At 53.9% G+C, this 15,835-nt stretch carries 14 protein-coding genes and 1 tRNA gene; 9 read left to right on the top strand and 6 right to left on the bottom strand.

Going from position 1 to position 15,835, the window contains the following annotated elements:
• Positions 1-9 precede the first annotated feature (9 nt).
• The gene (gene dinB / locus HCQ99_RS01460) at positions 10-1,266 is read left to right on the top strand and encodes a DNA polymerase IV (RefSeq protein ID WP_166984840.1); all 1,257 of its coding nucleotides are present in this window, start codon (positions 10-12) and stop codon (positions 1,264-1,266) included.
• Here the strand turns inward: dinB and HCQ99_RS01455 are convergent.
• From HCQ99_RS01455 to HCQ99_RS01430, 6 genes are all read right to left on the bottom strand, one after another.
• Positions 1,210-2,022 carry a DUF2017 family protein gene (locus tag HCQ99_RS01455; protein WP_166984838.1) on the bottom strand — a complete coding sequence of 271 codons (813 nt, stop codon included), beginning with the start codon at positions 2,020-2,022 and terminating at the stop codon, positions 1,210-1,212. The two genes, dinB and HCQ99_RS01455, sit on opposite strands and share 57 nt — an antisense overlap.
• A complete protein-coding gene (locus HCQ99_RS01450; RefSeq protein WP_166984836.1) occupies positions 1,959-2,207 on the bottom strand; it encodes an ATP-dependent Clp protease adaptor ClpS in 249 nt (82 codons plus the stop codon). Before HCQ99_RS01450 ends, HCQ99_RS01455 begins: the two co-directional genes overlap by 64 nt.
• Positions 2,204-2,875 carry a DedA family protein gene (locus HCQ99_RS01445; protein WP_243854492.1) on the bottom strand — a complete coding sequence of 224 codons (672 nt, stop codon included), beginning with the start codon at positions 2,873-2,875 and terminating at the stop codon, positions 2,204-2,206. The genes HCQ99_RS01450 and HCQ99_RS01445 overlap by 4 nt, the downstream gene beginning before the upstream one ends.
• Positions 2,876-4,000 carry a 3-isopropylmalate dehydrogenase gene (locus HCQ99_RS01440; RefSeq protein ID WP_166984834.1) on the bottom strand — a complete coding sequence of 375 codons (1,125 nt, stop codon included), beginning with the start codon at positions 3,998-4,000 and terminating at the stop codon, positions 2,876-2,878. It abuts the gene before it with no gap.
• A gap of 39 nt (positions 4,001-4,039) precedes the next feature.
• A complete protein-coding gene (locus HCQ99_RS01435; RefSeq protein WP_166984832.1) occupies positions 4,040-5,299 on the bottom strand; it encodes an MFS transporter in 1,260 nt (419 codons plus the stop codon).
• A 69-nt stretch (positions 5,300-5,368) separates the two neighbouring features.
• Positions 5,369-5,455 (bottom strand) — tRNA-Leu (locus HCQ99_RS01430).
• Between the two features lie 111 nt (positions 5,456-5,566).
• Here HCQ99_RS01430 and HCQ99_RS01425 point away from each other — a divergent pair.
• The 8 genes from HCQ99_RS01425 to HCQ99_RS01390 are packed head-to-tail and all read left to right on the top strand — an operon-like array spanning position 5,567 to position 15,834.
• On the top strand, positions 5,567-6,853 hold the full coding sequence (locus HCQ99_RS01425) for a M20/M25/M40 family metallo-hydrolase (RefSeq protein WP_166984830.1): 1,287 nt from the start codon (positions 5,567-5,569) through the stop codon (positions 6,851-6,853).
• A 10-nt stretch (positions 6,854-6,863) separates the two neighbouring features.
• A complete protein-coding gene (locus HCQ99_RS01420; protein WP_166984828.1) occupies positions 6,864-7,703 on the top strand; it encodes an undecaprenyl-diphosphate phosphatase in 840 nt (279 codons plus the stop codon).
• Between the two features lie 6 nt (positions 7,704-7,709).
• Positions 7,710-8,972, top strand: a complete 1,263-nt coding sequence (mshC, locus tag HCQ99_RS01415) for a cysteine--1-D-myo-inosityl 2-amino-2-deoxy-alpha-D-glucopyranoside ligase (RefSeq protein WP_166984826.1) — start codon at positions 7,710-7,712, stop codon at positions 8,970-8,972.
• Positions 8,973-9,689: an HAD family hydrolase gene (locus HCQ99_RS01410; RefSeq protein ID WP_166984824.1), complete on the top strand. Its 717-nt coding sequence runs from the start codon at positions 8,973-8,975 to the stop codon at positions 9,687-9,689.
• A 3-nt stretch (positions 9,690-9,692) separates the two neighbouring features.
• Positions 9,693-10,679, top strand: coding sequence for a tRNA (adenine-N1)-methyltransferase (locus HCQ99_RS01405; protein WP_166984822.1), 987 nt, complete (start codon positions 9,693-9,695; stop codon positions 10,677-10,679).
• A gap of 16 nt (positions 10,680-10,695) precedes the next feature.
• On the top strand, positions 10,696-12,804 hold the full coding sequence (locus HCQ99_RS01400; protein ID WP_166984820.1) for a WYL domain-containing protein: 2,109 nt from the start codon (positions 10,696-10,698) through the stop codon (positions 12,802-12,804).
• 19 nt (positions 12,805-12,823) lie between these two features.
• Positions 12,824-13,618, top strand: a complete 795-nt coding sequence (gene tatC, locus HCQ99_RS01395; RefSeq protein WP_243854493.1) for a twin-arginine translocase subunit TatC — start codon at positions 12,824-12,826, stop codon at positions 13,616-13,618.
• Between the two features lie 2 nt (positions 13,619-13,620).
• Complete coding sequence (locus HCQ99_RS01390) at positions 13,621-15,834, top strand: DEAD/DEAH box helicase (protein ID WP_166984818.1); 2,214 nt, start codon at positions 13,621-13,623, stop codon at positions 15,832-15,834.
• Position 15,835 lies beyond the last annotated feature (1 nt).

The following is a 15,835-nucleotide window of genomic DNA, read 5'->3' as shown; positions in this document are numbered from 1 at the left end:
GCTAGAGCGATGACAGGATCGACGCCGGCAAAGTCAAAACAGGCCGATAAGGCGTCGATCCTGCACATCGATATGGACGCCTTTTTCGTATCCGTCGAATTGCTTTCCCGCCCAGACCTGCGAAGCAAACCGGTTGCAGTTGCAACAGACACCGCTCGTTCGGTGATCTCAACGGCAAACTACACTGCCCGTAAATACGGGGTTGGCTCAGCAATGTCAGTAGCTGTTGCAAAACAGCGCTGCCCTAATTTAATATTCATACCGCCAGATATGAAGAAGTATCGCGACTTCAGCCGCAGAGTTTTTCATATTTTTGAACGCTACACACCTTTGGTTGAGCCTTTAAGCGTAGATGAGGCGTTTTTGGATGTATCCGGGGCGCAGAAACTGTTTGGCACCCCGCGCGAGGTCGCACAAAAAATCCTTGCTGATATATACCGGGAGACAGGATTAACCGCCTCTGTTGGAATCGCCGCAACTAAATTTGTTGCGAAGATAGCTTCCGGCATTAATAAGCCAAACGGAATAACCGAAGTGCCCGCTGACCGCACCCTTGAGTTTCTGCATCCGCTGCCCGTCTCCAAAATCTGGGGAGTGGGTGAAGTTACCCGTAAAAAGCTGGCCGATCGTGCGATCCACACTGTGGGTGAGCTGGCGGTGGCCGATCCAAAAAGCCTTGCAAACCTCATAGGGAAGGCGCAAGCGCAGCATCTTTTGAATCTTGCTAACGGTATTGATTTGCGTGCCGTGCAAACCGAACGGGTAGAGAAATCCGTCTCTGCCGAGCAAACTTTCGAGCGCGATTTAACGGATACGCGTGAGGTGGAGCGAGCCCTTATTGCGCTTTCCGCCAAGGTGGGCCGCCGTGCCCGCAGACAGGGCGTGACGGGCACCACAATCACGGTGAAACTACGCTGGAGTGATTTCAGCACATACTCGAAGTCGCATTCAATAAAAACCCCTATTAACAGCGGTATGTTAATCGCCCAAGAGGCGAAGCAGCTCGCGCATTCGATTATAGAAACACAGGAGCGGGCTGGTCGCAGCCTAGCGCTCAGGCTTCTCGGGGTGCGTCTGAGCAGTTTAACACCGGCGCATACAGCGCAACCCGCACTCTTTGAGAGCGAGCAGGATCGGTGGCAGAAACTGGATGAAACAGTTGATGAACTGCACGAAAAGTTTGCGCATCTTGGTGTGCAATCAGCGCGGTTACTCAGTGCGCCGCCGCGCTCGGGTGCGCAGCACATTCGAAAGACTGCTGATTAAATCAACCAGCCAGAGGAAAACAATTACCGTATCTCCAACCTCTTGATTAGTTGCCTGTTCGCGAAGTTCTAGCATTTCTTCTGGTGTTGTGACATCAAGTCGTGCAGCCAGGGTTAGAGTGAGGGCGGTGAGCACCCGCGACCACTGGAGCAGCTCTGCATCCGTGAGGGCGATCTGCACCGCACCCACAGCGCACCATTCCTCGAAGTTGCCTAGCTCATCTCTTAGCTCCGGCGGCATATTGACCAGATCTAAAAGCGCAGGATCGACTCGCACGGTCGGTTTTTCAAAGTCGCTGCTGCACTGGAGTTCAAGAGTGTCAGCACTGATAGTGGGGAAGCGATCTGCAAGCGCACTGTCGCTGAGCTGTGCAGCGGTTAGTTGCTGCTGCACCTCGTGTGACACTTGCGCCAACTGAGTTACAAGGCTGCGCTCTGTCTGCTGGCGAAAGCTACTGGCTAAAGCAGCATCGGAGGTGCTGACATCAGGAAATAGTCGGAGCAGGGCGGGATCCTCCGGCGGTTCCTCATTGCCGCCGAGAGCGTATTTTGCAAAAAATGGATCCGGGTCGCTGGGGGAATTTAAGTAGTGATCGAGCAGCAGCTCAAGCTGCGTGGTCAAGCTCGTTAGTGCCTCAACCTCCTGCGGTGTAAAGCCCAAAAGCACATGCCTGGTGCCACGATACATGCGCACTATGGGAGCTCCTGGAGTGTTGCGATGATGCCGTAACCGTGCAATCTCTCTGCAAGCAGCCACGCCTGCTCTTTATCGCCGGTATACAATTCACAGCTTCCGAAATTGTGAGCTTCATTAACGAAACCTGTTATCTCTTTCCGGGTAAACTCCGTTAGCTCTAGCAGCACAGAGAACACATAGCCGTAAACGAGCACAGGACAGTTGTGCATCACAACCCGCCACTGCTTTCCGGCTGCGCCACTCATGCTCTGCGAGCCCTAAACTTTTGCACCAACCAGATGATGAACAGCACCACAAGAACTGCTATAACCAGGTATTTAAAGCGATCCACCCAGATAATAACCGTTTCCCACTGATTGCCCAGCCAGAAGCCAGCGAGAATCCAAATAGTGTTCCAGAGGAGTGAACCGAGCAGTGTGAGCAGCGTAAATTTCATCAGGTGCATTCGCTCGATACCTGCTGGAATAGAAATCAGACTGCGAAACAGGGGCACCATGCGCCCAAAGAAAACAGCTTTATAACCGTGGCGGTTAAACCAAGCCACTGTTTTCTCGACGTCGTTACCGCTGACTAAGGGCAGTTTTTCAAAAATTGCGACGGTGCGATTATGGCCAATAACAGCGCCTATCCAATAGAGGGCTAAAGCACCTATAACCGATCCCGCGGTAGCCCAAATAATTGCTTCTAGGGGAGTGAACAGGGCACCAGGCTGGCTGGCAGTAAAACCGGCGAGAGGGAGCAGCACCTCACTTGGGATGGGGGGAAATAAATTTTCGAGCGCGATACCGATTCCCACCCCGGGGGCACCTATGAGATTCATAAGGTTTACAACCCAGTCAACAATCGGCTGCAACCAGCCGCCCTCGCTGTGCTGGGCAGCTAGCACTAGGAAATGCATAGTGACCTGCGACACTTAAACACCCACACGAATTTCAGCGAGCGTCTGCACGAGCTGATTATCCAGTTCCAGTTCGGCGTATGATCCGTCCGCAATTTTTGTGGCGATACGCTCTCCAATTTCAGAAGTGGTAAGACCCATCTCTTTGCCAGCTAACGCCGGTAGCTTAGCGATTACAGCGGCGGTTGCTCGCTCAATTGCGGCCGCGGCAGCCCCCTCACCAAGATGCCCGAGCATTAGTGCGAGCGCGAGGATCGCAGCCGACGGGTTAGCCAACTGCTGCCCTGCAATATCCGGTGCAGAACCGTGAATCGCCTCAAACATGCTTGGCGCGCTGCCGTCGAGGTTCAGGTTGGCGCTTGTCGCAACACCGAGACCGCCCTGCACAACCGCACCAAGATCGGTAATGATGTCGCCGAACAGGTTGTCTGTTACAACCACATCAAAACGTTCCGGTGTCAGGGGCAGGTGGAAGCACATCGCGTCGACATGCACGTAATCTACTGCAACCTCAGGAAACTCTTGGGCGACTTCATCTACCACCCGCTGCCAGAGCTTGCCTGCTGTCACAAGCACATTAGTTTTGTGACATAGGGTTAGTTTTTTACGCCGCTTGTTGGCCAGTTTGAACGCGTACTCAACCACTCTGCGTGTGCCTGCGTAGGTATTGAGCGACTCTTGCATTGCGGTTTCTTGCTTAGTGCCAGTGTGCACTGAAGAGCCCGCCGCGACGTAGGATCCTTCTGTGTTCTCGCGGACGATCACCAGCTCGCAGCGCTCCGGGTTAAGGTCAGCAATCGGGGTTGGCACGCCGGGGTAGAGGCGGATCGGGCGCACATTCGCCGCCTGATCAAAACGCTGGCGCATTTCGAGAATAATTCCGCGCTCTAGAATTCCGGGAGCTACCCTCGGGTCTCCCATCGCTCCGAAAAATATTGCGTCATAGCCGCGTAGTTCGTCTTCAAATTCATGAAAGAGTCTGCCGGTATTTAGATACTCTGTTGCGCCGATGTCATAGTGCTGTCGTGCTGTTTTAAATCCAAACTCTTTTTCAGCAGCATCTAGCACCGTAAGCGCTGCGCTAACAACTTCTGGGCCGATGCCGTCGCCCGGTAACAGAGCGATTTTATGCTCTCTCATGATTTCGCTTTCTAATCACTATCACTGACTTTTTAAATTTTACGCTTGTGCCCCAATGCCTTTGCGAGCGACAAAGAGAATGAACAGCAGATGACACGCTGCAATAATTAAGAAAACTAGCATTACGGCCGAGTAGCCGGTGACTGTCACGAGCCATCCCGCTAGCAACCCAGCCACAGCCCCTCCAAAAGTGAGCGCTGCGTCGCCCTTTGCTTGCAGCTGTGGGTTTTTTCCGAGATTGTTTGCGGCAAGGGTGGAGGCGCTGCCAGAGATTAGGCCGAAATTCCACCCAACGCCGAGAAGTGTGAGCGCGATCAGCAGCAGATATACGGAATCGCCCGGTGTAAAGAAAATGATGATGCAGCTTATAAGCGAAACACTCGCTGCAGCAAACGCGATTTTCTGCGCCCCAAATGTGTCTACCCAGCGGCCCGTGACTAAAGAAGTTAGGTACATTGCGGCGATGTGCAGGCTGATCAGAATCTGCACCGCTTCCGGATGCATTCCCGCCTCTGCCATATGAGAGGGTGTTACCGCCATAACCCCTGACAGCACAAACATAACTGCAAACATTGTTGTGCCGCCAAACAGCGCAAGCTTGCGGTCAAAGAGCTGTGATGTTGCAGAGGAACGTTTTGCGCCCGTAAACCTAGCAAGGTTCTGCGCTAAGACGTAAGGGTCAGGTCGCATCAGAAGCAGCACAATAATTGCTGCGAAGAGATAGGCTAGCGCGCTTAAAATAAATGGCCCTGCGTACGATGGCAGCTCAAGCGACTGGGTCGGCTCAGCTATCAGTTTAGAGAGGCTTGGGGCTGCAACTGCACCGATAGTGCTCGCAAAAAACGCAACTCGTATCGCTTTGCCACGGTTTGTCGGGTGCGCAAGGTCGCTGCCGGCGTACCTGGAATGCAAGCTTGCCGCGAATCCGGAGCCGTAAACGATTAAGCCGATAAAAAGCAGTGGTGTGCTGGCAAATTTGGCGGCGATGAGCACCAGCATTGCGCCAAGCCCGCCGAGCGCGTAACCGAGCCCGAGACTTAGCCTGCGGCCGCGCGCTTTAGCGAGCAGTCCCAGTAAATATGCGACAACTCCCGCACCCAACAGTGACAGCGCCGCGGGGATGCCAGGTGCGCTCTCTGCGCCGAACAGCTCAGTTGAAAGCAGCGAACCGCTCAAAATAGTTGTTGGCAGCCCGACACCGGAGACTAGCTGGCTCACCATGACCACTTTTAAGGTGTTATCTTGTGCAGCAGAGATTTTTTCTTGTGAGAGATGCTCGGGTCTGCGTTGTTTTGCCATCGGCTACTCCTTTAACCGGTGTATGTGCAAAAACCCCTGGCAGTTTTTACCGCCAGGGGTTTTAACTCGTGCGCGAGGGGGGACTTGAACCCCCACGCCCTAAATGCGGGCACTAGCACCTCAAGCTAGCGCGTCTACCTATTCCGCCACCCGCGCGAGTTGGGATGTGTTGAACACAACAGGTTTAAACATAGCATGATTTCTTCATTAGAGCGAAAAAAGTTTGTTTGTCCGGCGCGTCACAGTTTCCCTAGATAGGCTTAAAGAATGAATGAGCAGTATTCAGAGACCGTCAGGCTCGCGCAGCGGTTAATTCAGTTTGACACTTCTAATCGTGGCGGGGGAGACGCCAACCCCGAGCTACCGGCAGCCCAGTTTATTGCCGCATACCTTACTGACCTTGGTTTACAGCCGGAGATTTATGAGGCTGCGCCGGGTCGCGCAAATGTGATAGCTCAGATCCCCGGTGCCAACCCCGAACTGCCTGGGCTTGTTTTGCACGGCCATCTTGATGTTGTGCCCGCGGATCCAGCCAACTGGTCGGTAGATCCTTTCGCCGGTGAAATCCGCGACGGTATGCTCTGGGGGCGTGGCGCCGTCGATATGAAACAAATGGATGCGATGATGCTGACCGCGGTGGCTGAACTTTTGCGGGCTGGCGAAAAACCGCGCCGAAATATTACACTCACGTTCTTCGCTGACGAAGAAAACGGCGGTGTTTTTGGTTCGGAGTTTATGGTGCGCGAACACCCAGAGGTGTTTGCCGGCAACGGCTATGCGATCAGTGAGGTTGGCGGCTACTCAATATATCTTGGAGATAAGCGCGCCTACCTATTGCAAACAGGCGAAAAAGGAAACGCCTGGATCAAGCTGCGCGCACGCGGCGTTGCGCAGCACGGATCGCGTCTGCCGGTCGATAATCCGATCACAAAACTGGCTGCGGCAATCAGCCGACTTGCCGAAAAAGAGTGGCCGATCACACTCGGTGAAACCACCTCTAACCTGCTTGCTGAGATCGAAAAGCTAACCGGGCCAGGCTCGCCACAGGAGCTTGTGGCACGCACCGGAGCAGCCGCCACCTTCATTGACGCGACGCTGCAAAACACCTGCAACGTGACTCGCCTCAACGCTGGCTATATGCACAACGTCGTCCCAGATGTGGCCGAAGCAGTGATCGATGTGCGCACGCTACCTGGACAGAAGGAAGCAACTCTGGCAGAGATTCAAGAGATTCTCGGGCCGGATATTGAAATGGATGTGCAGTTTTCCGGCATCGATCTTGAGGTGCCGTTCGCTGGTGAGGCGGTCGACGCTATGATTAGCGCGCTGCAGAAGCACGATCCGGATGCGCTTGTGCTCCCGTATCTACTTAGCGGTGGCACCGACAATAAGGCGCTAGCAGAGCTGGGGATCTCAGGTTACGGATTCGCTCCGCTCCTGTTGCCACCTGAGCTTGATTTTCCAGCTATGTTCCACGGCGTCGACGAGCGTGTGCCGCTTGCCGCTTTAGACTTTGGTCACCGCGTGTTGGTAGATCTGCTGCGCGAGTTCTAGAGGCTGTTCCATGAGCATATTTGAGTCTATTATTCTCGGTTTGATCCAGGGTTTGACAGAGTTTTTGCCTATCTCCTCAAGCGCACACCTGCGGGTTGCCGGTCAGGTTATGGGTCTTGGCGACACCGGCAGTGCGTTTACCGCAATCACACAGCTTGGAACAGAGCTAGCGGTGATCCTCTTTTTTTGGCGTGACATCAAACAGATCATCGCAGCTTGGTTTGGCTCGCTGACCGGTCGCGTGCCGCGCGGCGACGCAAACGCGAAACTCGGTTGGTGGATCATTTTTGGATCACTTCCTATCGTGATCTGCGGCCTCCTTTTTGAAGAGCAGATCGACACCACGCTTCGGTCGCTTTGGATTGTTGGCGCAAACCTGATTATCTTCGGCATCATTCTCGGAATCGCTGACCGGATCGGGAAAAAACGGCGTGAGCTTAAGGATCTTAGTGCCGCGCACGGTTTAACATATGGTTTTGCGCAGGCTCTCGCGCTGATCCCCGGTGTCTCACGCTCAGGCGGCACGATCACAGCTGGGCTTTTAATGGGCTACAGTCGGGCTGCTGCTGCCAGATATTCTTTTCTTCTAGCGATCCCTGCAATCGTCGGATCCGGCGGCTATAAGTTAATTAAATCGTTTAGTGAAACTAGCCCGGTGGGAGCGCTTGAAACCTTTATTGCAACAGCTGTTGCTTTTGTTGTGGCGCTCATTATTATTAAGTGGTTTATGCACTTTATTTCGACCCGGTCATTTATGCCATTTGTCATCTATCGAGTAATTCTCGGTGTTGTGCTGTTGATTTTGGTTGCAACAGGGGTGCTTGATCCGGCCGGTGGCACAACTCTCTAGGAAGATATGCGTACTTGGACAGCTCCAGCATTAAGCAAACTGCCCGGTAAGGGTGATCTGCCGCGTCTTTTTAATACCGCTACAGGCCGGTTTGAACATACAACGCTGCCAAACGGTAGAGCAACCCTTTATGTGTGCGGTATCACCCCGTACGATGCCACACACCTTGGTCACGCCTTCACCTACCTAAGCTATGACCTGCTACAGCGCGCGTGGCTCGATGCGGGATACGCTGTCGAGTACGCACAAAACATCACCGACGTTGATGATCCGCTGCTGGAGCGAGCCGCACAAACTCATAAAAACTGGGAGGGGCTCGCAGCAGAACAGATTGGGCTTTTCCGCTCAGATATGTACCAGCTAAAAATGCTGCCACCTCAGCACTACGTTGCAGTTACCGAGGTGGTGCAGCCAATTGCCTACGCTGTTTTAAAACTGCTAAAGCACGGATTCGCGTATGAGGTTGACACCCCAGAAGCTGCGGCAAACGATATTTATTTTGACTATAAGGCTGTTACTGAGCAGGGAGTGTGGCAACTTGGTGATATTACGAAGCTGCTTCCTGCTGAGTATTTAACGCTGGCAGCTGAGCGCGGCGGCGATCCAGACCGCGCAGGCAAGCGTGATCCGCTCGATCCGCTACTGTGGCGGGCAGCGCGAGAGGGTGAACCTGCTTGGGAGTCACCGGTTGGCTACGGGCGACCCGGCTGGCATGTGGAGTGTGCTGTTATTGCCGCTGAGGCGTTGGGCACTCCGTTCAGCGTGCAGGGCGGGGGAGCGGATCTTCCCTTCCCGCACCATGAGTTTTCTGCGGCTACCGCAGCCGCCCTGTATCGCAATCCGCTTGCGCATCTCTACTCCCACACCGCACTAGTGAGCTACCAGGGGCATAAAATGAGTAAGTCCCGTGGCAACCTGGTGTTTGTGCACAAGCTGTTACAAGCAGGGTATAGCGGCTCAGAGATCCGGCTTGCGCTGGCCGCGCATCACTACCGCACAGAGTGGGAGTGGCAGGACGGTGAAATCGACAGGGCGCGTGCCAGACTAGCGCGCTGGGCAAAGGGATTTGCAACAGAGCGGGCGGATCAAACTTCTGCCGCCGCTGTCTTACTGCAGCTGCGCCAGGCACTTGCCAACGATCTAGACACTCCGGTGATGCTCGCCGTGCTCGATGCGGCTGCGGCTACCGGCGTAGATGATCCGCAGACTGTTGTGGCTGCGGTGCAAAACTTGCTCGGTATTGAAATCAACCTCGCTTCAGGAGAGTGAATGCAGAAAGAAAGAAAACCAGCTGCGCTGCTGTGGGATCTTGACGGGACGATTGTCGACTCCGAACAGTATTGGGTGCGGGCCGGTCATGAAATAGTTAGTCAGTACGGTGTTGCGCTGTCTGCCGAAGCTAAGCAGGGGCTGATCGGTAAAAGTTTGTGGGAATCAGCGCGAGTGCTGCGTGAACACGGGGTGACACTGCCAGCCGCAGATATCGTGCAGGGTAAAGCAAATCGTGTGGTTGAGCTTTATCAGACTGCGGGCGTAATTTGGCGGCCGGGAGCGCGCGAGCTGTTGCTGGCCGCACGTGAGGCTGGGATTCCGAACGTGTTGGTGACTATGGCACTGCGTAATGTTGCAGAGGCTGTTGCGGCCGAACTTCCAGAAGGCACATTTGCGGCTATTTTTGGCGGTGATGATTTCCCTCCGGGCGGCGGAAAACCGCTTCCTGCGCCATACCTTGCTGGTGCAGCTGCGGTGAGCGCTGACCCCGGAGACTGTGTTGTGTTTGAAGATTCTGACACGGGGCTCGCTGCTGCCACCAGCGCCGGGTGCGTCACAATTGGCGTCGAACACCTTCTAGACTTAAGCGGCTATCAGTCTCATTTGGTGCTTGATACGCTAGCAGACGTTGATATTGAAACAGTGTCAACATATTTCACAAAACTTCGTCATCTGCCACCAACCCGTGGCGGCCACAGTCTTTCAGAGGTATAAATTATGAGCGCAGTTCGTGGCCCCTTCGTTTTTGGTGACCGAGTGCAGCTCACCGGTCCACGCAATAAGCGATACAGCATCACACTCGTGCCCGAAGGGGAGTTTCACACCCACTGGGGAATGATCCCGCACAAAGATATTGTGGGGCGCGATGATGCGAGTGTTCTGACGATGGAGGGTGGTCAGGAGTTTTTAGCTATTCGCCCGCTGCTGGCCGATTTTGTGATGGCGATGCCGCGCGGTGCCGCAATTGTGTATCCAAAAGACGCCGCCCAGATTGTGTCACAGTGCGATATTGCGCCAGGGCTTAATGTTGTTGAAGCCGGTGTCGGCTCTGGTGCTCTCACCCTGCATCTCTTGCGCGCTCTTGCAGGCAGCGGCAGGCTGCACTCAATCGAACGTCGGCAAGAGTTCGCCGACATCGCTGCTGCAAACGTGACAGCATTCTATGGCGGCAAAGCTCCGAATTGGGAGCTATCTGTGGGTGATTTCCAGGATGTTTTGCCTAAGGTCGCAGAGCCGGGATCGATTGATCGTGTGGTTTTGGATATGCTTGCGCCCTGGGAGTGTGTTGACGCTGCTGCAACCGCGCTGGTTGGCGGCGGCGTATTCATCGCATACGTAGCGACTGTGACTCAGCTGTCGCGCACAGTAGAGGCGCTGCGCGCAAGCGGCGCCTTCACGCACCCCCAGTCATCTGAGACTCTCGTTCGGACATGGCATGTTGAGGGGCTTGCTGTGCGCCCAGATCACCGTATGGTGGGGCACACAGGTTTTCTTGTGACGGCTAGACGCCTTGCGCCGGGTGCTGTGCTGCCTGAGCTGAAGCGACGTGCATCAAAGTCAGAATTTAGTGATGCTGATGTTGATGCCTGGACACCGGGCATGGTTGGGCAGATGGTGAAGAGCGATAAAGTTTTGCGTAAAAAAGCACGTGCCGCCGAACGATTTGCCCAGCAGCGTCAAATAAACCCTGATCCAGAGGTTTGAGGCTAGACTGCAGAAGATGAGCCCCTCGCCACCTCACTCAAATGGTGCAGAGTCACCCGCTGCCGCCATTCTGTTTGCGTTTAAGAGTGACCCCAGGCCGCGCACTAAAGAGGAGATCATAACAGCCTTTCCGACCCAGTTTCTAAAGGGTGGTAAATCATCAGCCGAACAGAAATTTAGCGCTGCAAAGCGGGCGCTGAAAGAGAGCGGCATTGCTTTAAAACTTGATAAAAATAATCGCTACAGCTTAGAACTAGATTCAGCCTTTCTGGGCGAGGTAACTCAATCTTTCACAAACGTGGAAGCTATGGTGCTCTACGCTGCGGGCAACATGTGGTCTGCGCGCAGACGGGACAAAATTAACAGCACTCTGCTGTTTAAGCTCGCTACTTTAATTGGCATACATCAGCCGCGAGCACAGCTGTTGCGGCTGGATAGCGCGATAGATTCGTCTAAATTACAGCCCATACTTGACGCTCTGCAGCACGGCCTGCTGCTTGCGACAAATAGCAATAAGACCCTTATCGCACCGCTCGAGCTCGTAGAAATACTGGGGCGTTGGTGGTTGATAGGAGTGGATCAGGATTCTGCAAAGCTCGATATTTGGGCGGTTCATGAATTGGAGGGTATCGAACCTAACGATCGTGCACAGGCAGCAGAACTGCGCGTCACAGACCTCGAACTGACACAGTTTAAACAGAGTGAACTCTCTCGCCTCATCAATGCGGACCGTATCCACTTGAGTTTGAATCGGCATGATTCTGCTCATCTGCCACTCAGAGAACTAACTGAGAGATGGTATGGCCTAACCGGTCAGGCAAGACCCGTCGCCAATTCTGACGGCTGGACGGACGATAATCTGCCGCAGTTCGACCTGCCAGAGGTCGCGAGACTCATCATCAAAGCGCGTGGCGCGGCACGGGTTGACAGCGGCTCACCAATAGCCACCGCCGTTCAGACTGCACTAGAAAAGGTTGTGCAACAGCACACAGGAGCAGAGCCGGCCGCACCGGCTACCCGGGGCAGCGCATTTTCGCATCGCGCCTCAAGACTTGACGAGTTTGAGCGCATGACGCTTGCTACATCGATTGTGCAAATCGTGGGTCAGAGCGGGGAAATCTCTGTTACACAGCTTGCAAATTTTTTGCAGTTGAGCGAAGAAACAGTAACAAAAATTGCACTCGGTGTAAACTCGATCAGTTACGACGCGATTGACGCAGACACACCAACCGCCTGGTCGAGCGAACGATACCCACTATTTGATGAAACAGATCTCACTGAGAGAGGTATCGTCCGCGTTTCTGGTGAGTTGCTAGACGCCTCTTTAACATTTACAGCTGCCGAACTAGATCTGCTAATTACCGGTATTAAGACCGTGCTTATGCATCTTCCCGCACAGTTTAAAGCTGCGGGTGAGAGTGCGATTGAGAAAATTAGACTTATCTACGACAGCAGATACTCTGCAGCAGAGCGGGCCAATTTTCTATACAGCCTGTCAGAAAATAAGCGTCTTACTGCACTGTCCGCGCGCGAGACTGCACCCGAGCTGTCGCCGTTAAACCGCGATCCGCAGTATGCCAAAAAACTCAACACCGTATTAACCGCTTTGGTGGAAAAGCGCGGGCTCAATTTTAAATACCATAATGGGTCAGCGGTTAAAGACCGGACGGCTCTTATTAACTCGATGTCACTGATTGATGGTGACTGGTTAGCAGACGCCTACGATTTAGCTGCCGGTAAAACGCGTCACTTTTATCTCCATAAAATGAGTGATCCGCATTTCGGTGAGATACTATCCGACGATGATTTAACAGATATTGCAGCCTCTCTTGCCGCAACACGGCAACGAAAACACGCCACAGTGGATATCTTGGTGGCACCCCAAGCCCTGACTTTAATTAAAGAGTTCCAACCCCGGCAGTACAAAACCGTAAAAGGCCAAGAACCTGTCGGCTATGCTGACTGGATCCACTGCTCGGTTGATTTGTGGCGCCCAGAAAATCTTGAAAAACTCGTGTTCAGCGCTCCCGGCCAGATAATAGTGATCGGCAGTGCGGCTTCGCGTGAGCGGATTGCTATGGTTGCAGCGCAACTGCTGCAGACCGTTATTAGAGACGGCGACTAACCTGCGTTACAATCTAGGCGTGGCGAGATCGAAACGGCGAAGCAATCCAGAAGCGCGAATGCGGCTGATGGAGCACATTGCAGAGTTTCGACGACGGCTCATCATCTGCGCAATAACAGTTGCTGTTGCCGCTATCGCAGGTTGGTTTTTAAGCGATATGGTTTGGGATTTTCTGCGCCAACCGGTCAACCAAATAGCCGCCGAAAATGGGCGTCTCACAGCAATTACATTTCGTGATGTGACCGGCTCTTTTGACCTGAAGTTGCGCATCTCAATTTTTATCGCGATTTTTATCGGTTCCCCTATTTGGCTCTACCAAATCTGGGCGTTTTTCGCTCCGGGCCTCACCAAAAAAGAAAAAGCGACAACTATCGGTTTTATCTCTGCCGCAACCCCACTGTTCTTGAGCGGGGCTGTGTGCGGCTGGTACGTGCTGCCAAACATTGTAAAACTGCTCACCAGCTTTAGCTCTAGCGAAGATGCGCTGCTGCTGGATGCGCGCACCTACCTAGATTTTGCAACAAGACTGCTGCTCTCGGTCGGCGTTGGTTTTGTGCTGCCGGTGTTCGTCGTCCTGCTGAATTTTGCTGGTGTCTTAAGCTTCAAAACGATTATTGGAAGCTGGCGCTATGCGGTTATGGCTATTGTGCTTTTTGCCGCTATCACAACCCCCGCCGCCGAAGTTGTCAGCATGTTTGTGATCGCAATCCCGATGGTACTGCTCTATTTCACTGCAGCGCTCATAGCGTATCTGGTTGACCGCCGCAGGGCGAAGCGGTCGGCCGCCGAGTTCGCTGAGTATGAGGGTGTTTAAGAGTGGCGATCACAGAAACCACCGCTGACGCTCGAGATACTGTTGCTGCCTTTCAGCAGAGACTGGGATATCAACTCGATCCTTTTCAAACAGAGGCGTGTTTGCGTCTTGCGGGTGGCAAATCAGTGCTCGTGGCCGCCCCCACAGGCTCGGGAAAAACAACAGTTGCTGAGTTTGCAGTTGCACTATCGCGGCGAGAACACGATCTCGAGATAATTTACACCTCACCGATAAAAGCTCTCTCTAATCAAAAATATCGCGAGCTGTGTGTGACATACGGTGAGGATCAGGTTGCGCTGTTAACCGGCGATGTGACGGTTAACCCTGCGGCGCCAATTAAGGTAATGACAACCGAGGTGCTGCGCAATATTATTTACGCTGACGCTGACAGCCTTAATCGTCTTGCATTTGTTGTGCTTGATGAGGTGCACTATCTAGGAGACCCGTTTCGTGGTGCGGTGTGGGAAGAGATCATCCTGCATTTGCCGCTACACGTTAAGATTGTCGCACTCTCTGCAACAGTGTCTAATGTTGAAGAGTTGGGCGACTGGATTAACACAGTGCGCGGTGATACTGAAGTAATTATTTCCGAGCGACGACCTGTGCCGCTCTATCAGCATGTGCTCACTCCTGACGCTTTCGAACCGCTGTACGTGCACGGCAGGTTTAATCGTGCGCTCGTGCACAAGCTGCCTGCCAAACGAAAACGGAGCAGGGGAGCTGCGCCTAAAAAAATACGCGCAATTCGTCATGCAGATATTGTGCGCGGCTTGGATGAAACCAAGCTCACCCCTGCAATCGTTTTCATATTTAGTCGCCGCGGTTGTGATCAAGCGGTCACAAACTGTTTGTATGAGGGCGTATCGCTAACAACCAGGCAAGAACGAGAAGAAATACGCCGTGTTGCACTCGCTGCAACCGCAGACTTCTCTGAGGCCGAACGTCGTGTGTTGCGCATTCGCACCTGGATTAGGGGTCTTGAGCGGGGGATCGCAGCGCATCACGCGGGTCTGCTGCCACAGCTGAAAGCGGTGGTTGAGCTGCTTTTTCAACAGCGCCTTCTGAAAATAGTTTTTGCCACCGAAACACTCGCTTTGGGGCTGAACATGCCGGCTAAGGCGGTTGTGCTAGAAAAGCTTGTGAAGTTCAACGGTGAGGATCGTGTGCCGCTTACCAGCGGCGAGTACACGCAGCTCACCGGCCGTGCCGGGCGCAGGGGGATCGATGATGAGGGGCACGCGGTCGTGGTTTGGCACGATGGTCTCGATCTCGAAATGCTGCAGGGATTGGCGGGCAACCGCAGCTACCCGGTGAAGTCGAGCTTTAAGCCGACCTACAACATGGCGGTTAATCTTTTGTGCACGAGAACCCCCGATGAGGTTTATAAAACTCTTGAGCGTTCCTTCGCACAGTTTCAGGCGGATCGCGCAGTGGTCGGGAATGCAGCCGAAATACAAAAAATGCGCCAGTCGCTTACCGCATACGAAACAGCGATCGCTAAGGCAAAGACCGAGGCTGAAGCTGCCCGCTGGCGAGACCGGGCGAAAAAGCTGAGACGGCGCGTCTCACGCGAGCAAAACCGCATCTCTGGCAGGGTGAACAGCGTGCCGCGCCGCTTCAAAAAAGTTGTGCGCGTGCTAAGCGAACTGGGATACCTCACCGCATCAGAGAGGGATGATCTGCAGCCTAACGTGTGGGGGCATGCTCTCACTCATATTTATGGTGAGCGCTCTCTGCTTGTTGCCGAAGCGATCCGCAACGGAATCTGGAATGAGCTGAAACCCGCTGAGCTTGCAGCGCTAGTGGGTGCGCTCACCTATGAGCCGCGCCCAAACGACTGGGGAGATAATTACCCGCTAAGCCCCGCCTTTTATGCAGCAACTGATGCCACAGAGCGTCTGTGGGTGCGGATCGACAAACTAGAAGAGGCAGCTGGCCTGCCAGAGCAGTCAGTCCCCGCAGTGTATAAAGCTTGGGTGATGCACGCCTGGGCAGAGAAAAAACCGCTCGAAGAGATTCTTGAGCGCAGCAATCTTACGCCCGGAGACTTTTTGCGTTGGGCGAAGCAGACCGCAGACCTCTTGGGTCAGATAATTAGTGCTTGTGCGGCAGTCGATAGTGATCCAGCTGCCCCAGATATGTATGCACTGGAGGTGCTGGCGAAACAGGCGCGCGGTCTTGTGCTGTACGGCATAGTCGAAAGCGCGGGTCTCTAAG

The organism is Canibacter zhoujuaniae (assembly GCF_011752015.1).
GTDB classification, from domain to species: domain Bacteria; phylum Actinomycetota; class Actinomycetes; order Actinomycetales; family Microbacteriaceae; genus Canibacter; species Canibacter zhoujuaniae.
The sequence above is the reverse complement of the archived record's forward strand: the minus strand, read 5'-3'. Positions and strand labels throughout refer to the sequence as shown.

Excerpts from the sequence above, each read along its gene's own strand:
- HCQ99_RS01400 (WP_166984820.1), top strand. The coding sequence starts at position 10,696 with ATGAGCCCCTCGCCACCTCACTCAAATGGTGCAGAGTCACCCGCTGCC.
- HCQ99_RS01425 (WP_166984830.1), top strand. The coding sequence starts at position 5,567 with ATGAATGAGCAGTATTCAGAGACCGTCAGGCTCGCGCAGCGGTTAATT.
- mshC (WP_166984826.1), top strand. The coding sequence starts at position 7,710 with ATGCGTACTTGGACAGCTCCAGCATTAAGCAAACTGCCCGGTAAGGGT.
- HCQ99_RS01435 (WP_166984832.1), bottom strand. The coding sequence starts at position 5,299 with ATGGCAAAACAACGCAGACCCGAGCATCTCTCACAAGAAAAAATCTCT.
- dinB (WP_166984840.1), top strand. The coding sequence starts at position 10 with ATGACAGGATCGACGCCGGCAAAGTCAAAACAGGCCGATAAGGCGTCG.
- HCQ99_RS01440 (WP_166984834.1), bottom strand. The coding sequence starts at position 4,000 with ATGAGAGAGCATAAAATCGCTCTGTTACCGGGCGACGGCATCGGCCCA.
- HCQ99_RS01405 (WP_166984822.1), top strand. The coding sequence starts at position 9,693 with ATGAGCGCAGTTCGTGGCCCCTTCGTTTTTGGTGACCGAGTGCAGCTC.
- HCQ99_RS01450 (WP_166984836.1), bottom strand. The coding sequence starts at position 2,207 with ATGAGTGGCGCAGCCGGAAAGCAGTGGCGGGTTGTGATGCACAACTGT.
- HCQ99_RS01410 (WP_166984824.1), top strand. The coding sequence starts at position 8,973 with ATGCAGAAAGAAAGAAAACCAGCTGCGCTGCTGTGGGATCTTGACGGG.
- HCQ99_RS01420 (WP_166984828.1), top strand. The coding sequence starts at position 6,864 with ATGAGCATATTTGAGTCTATTATTCTCGGTTTGATCCAGGGTTTGACA.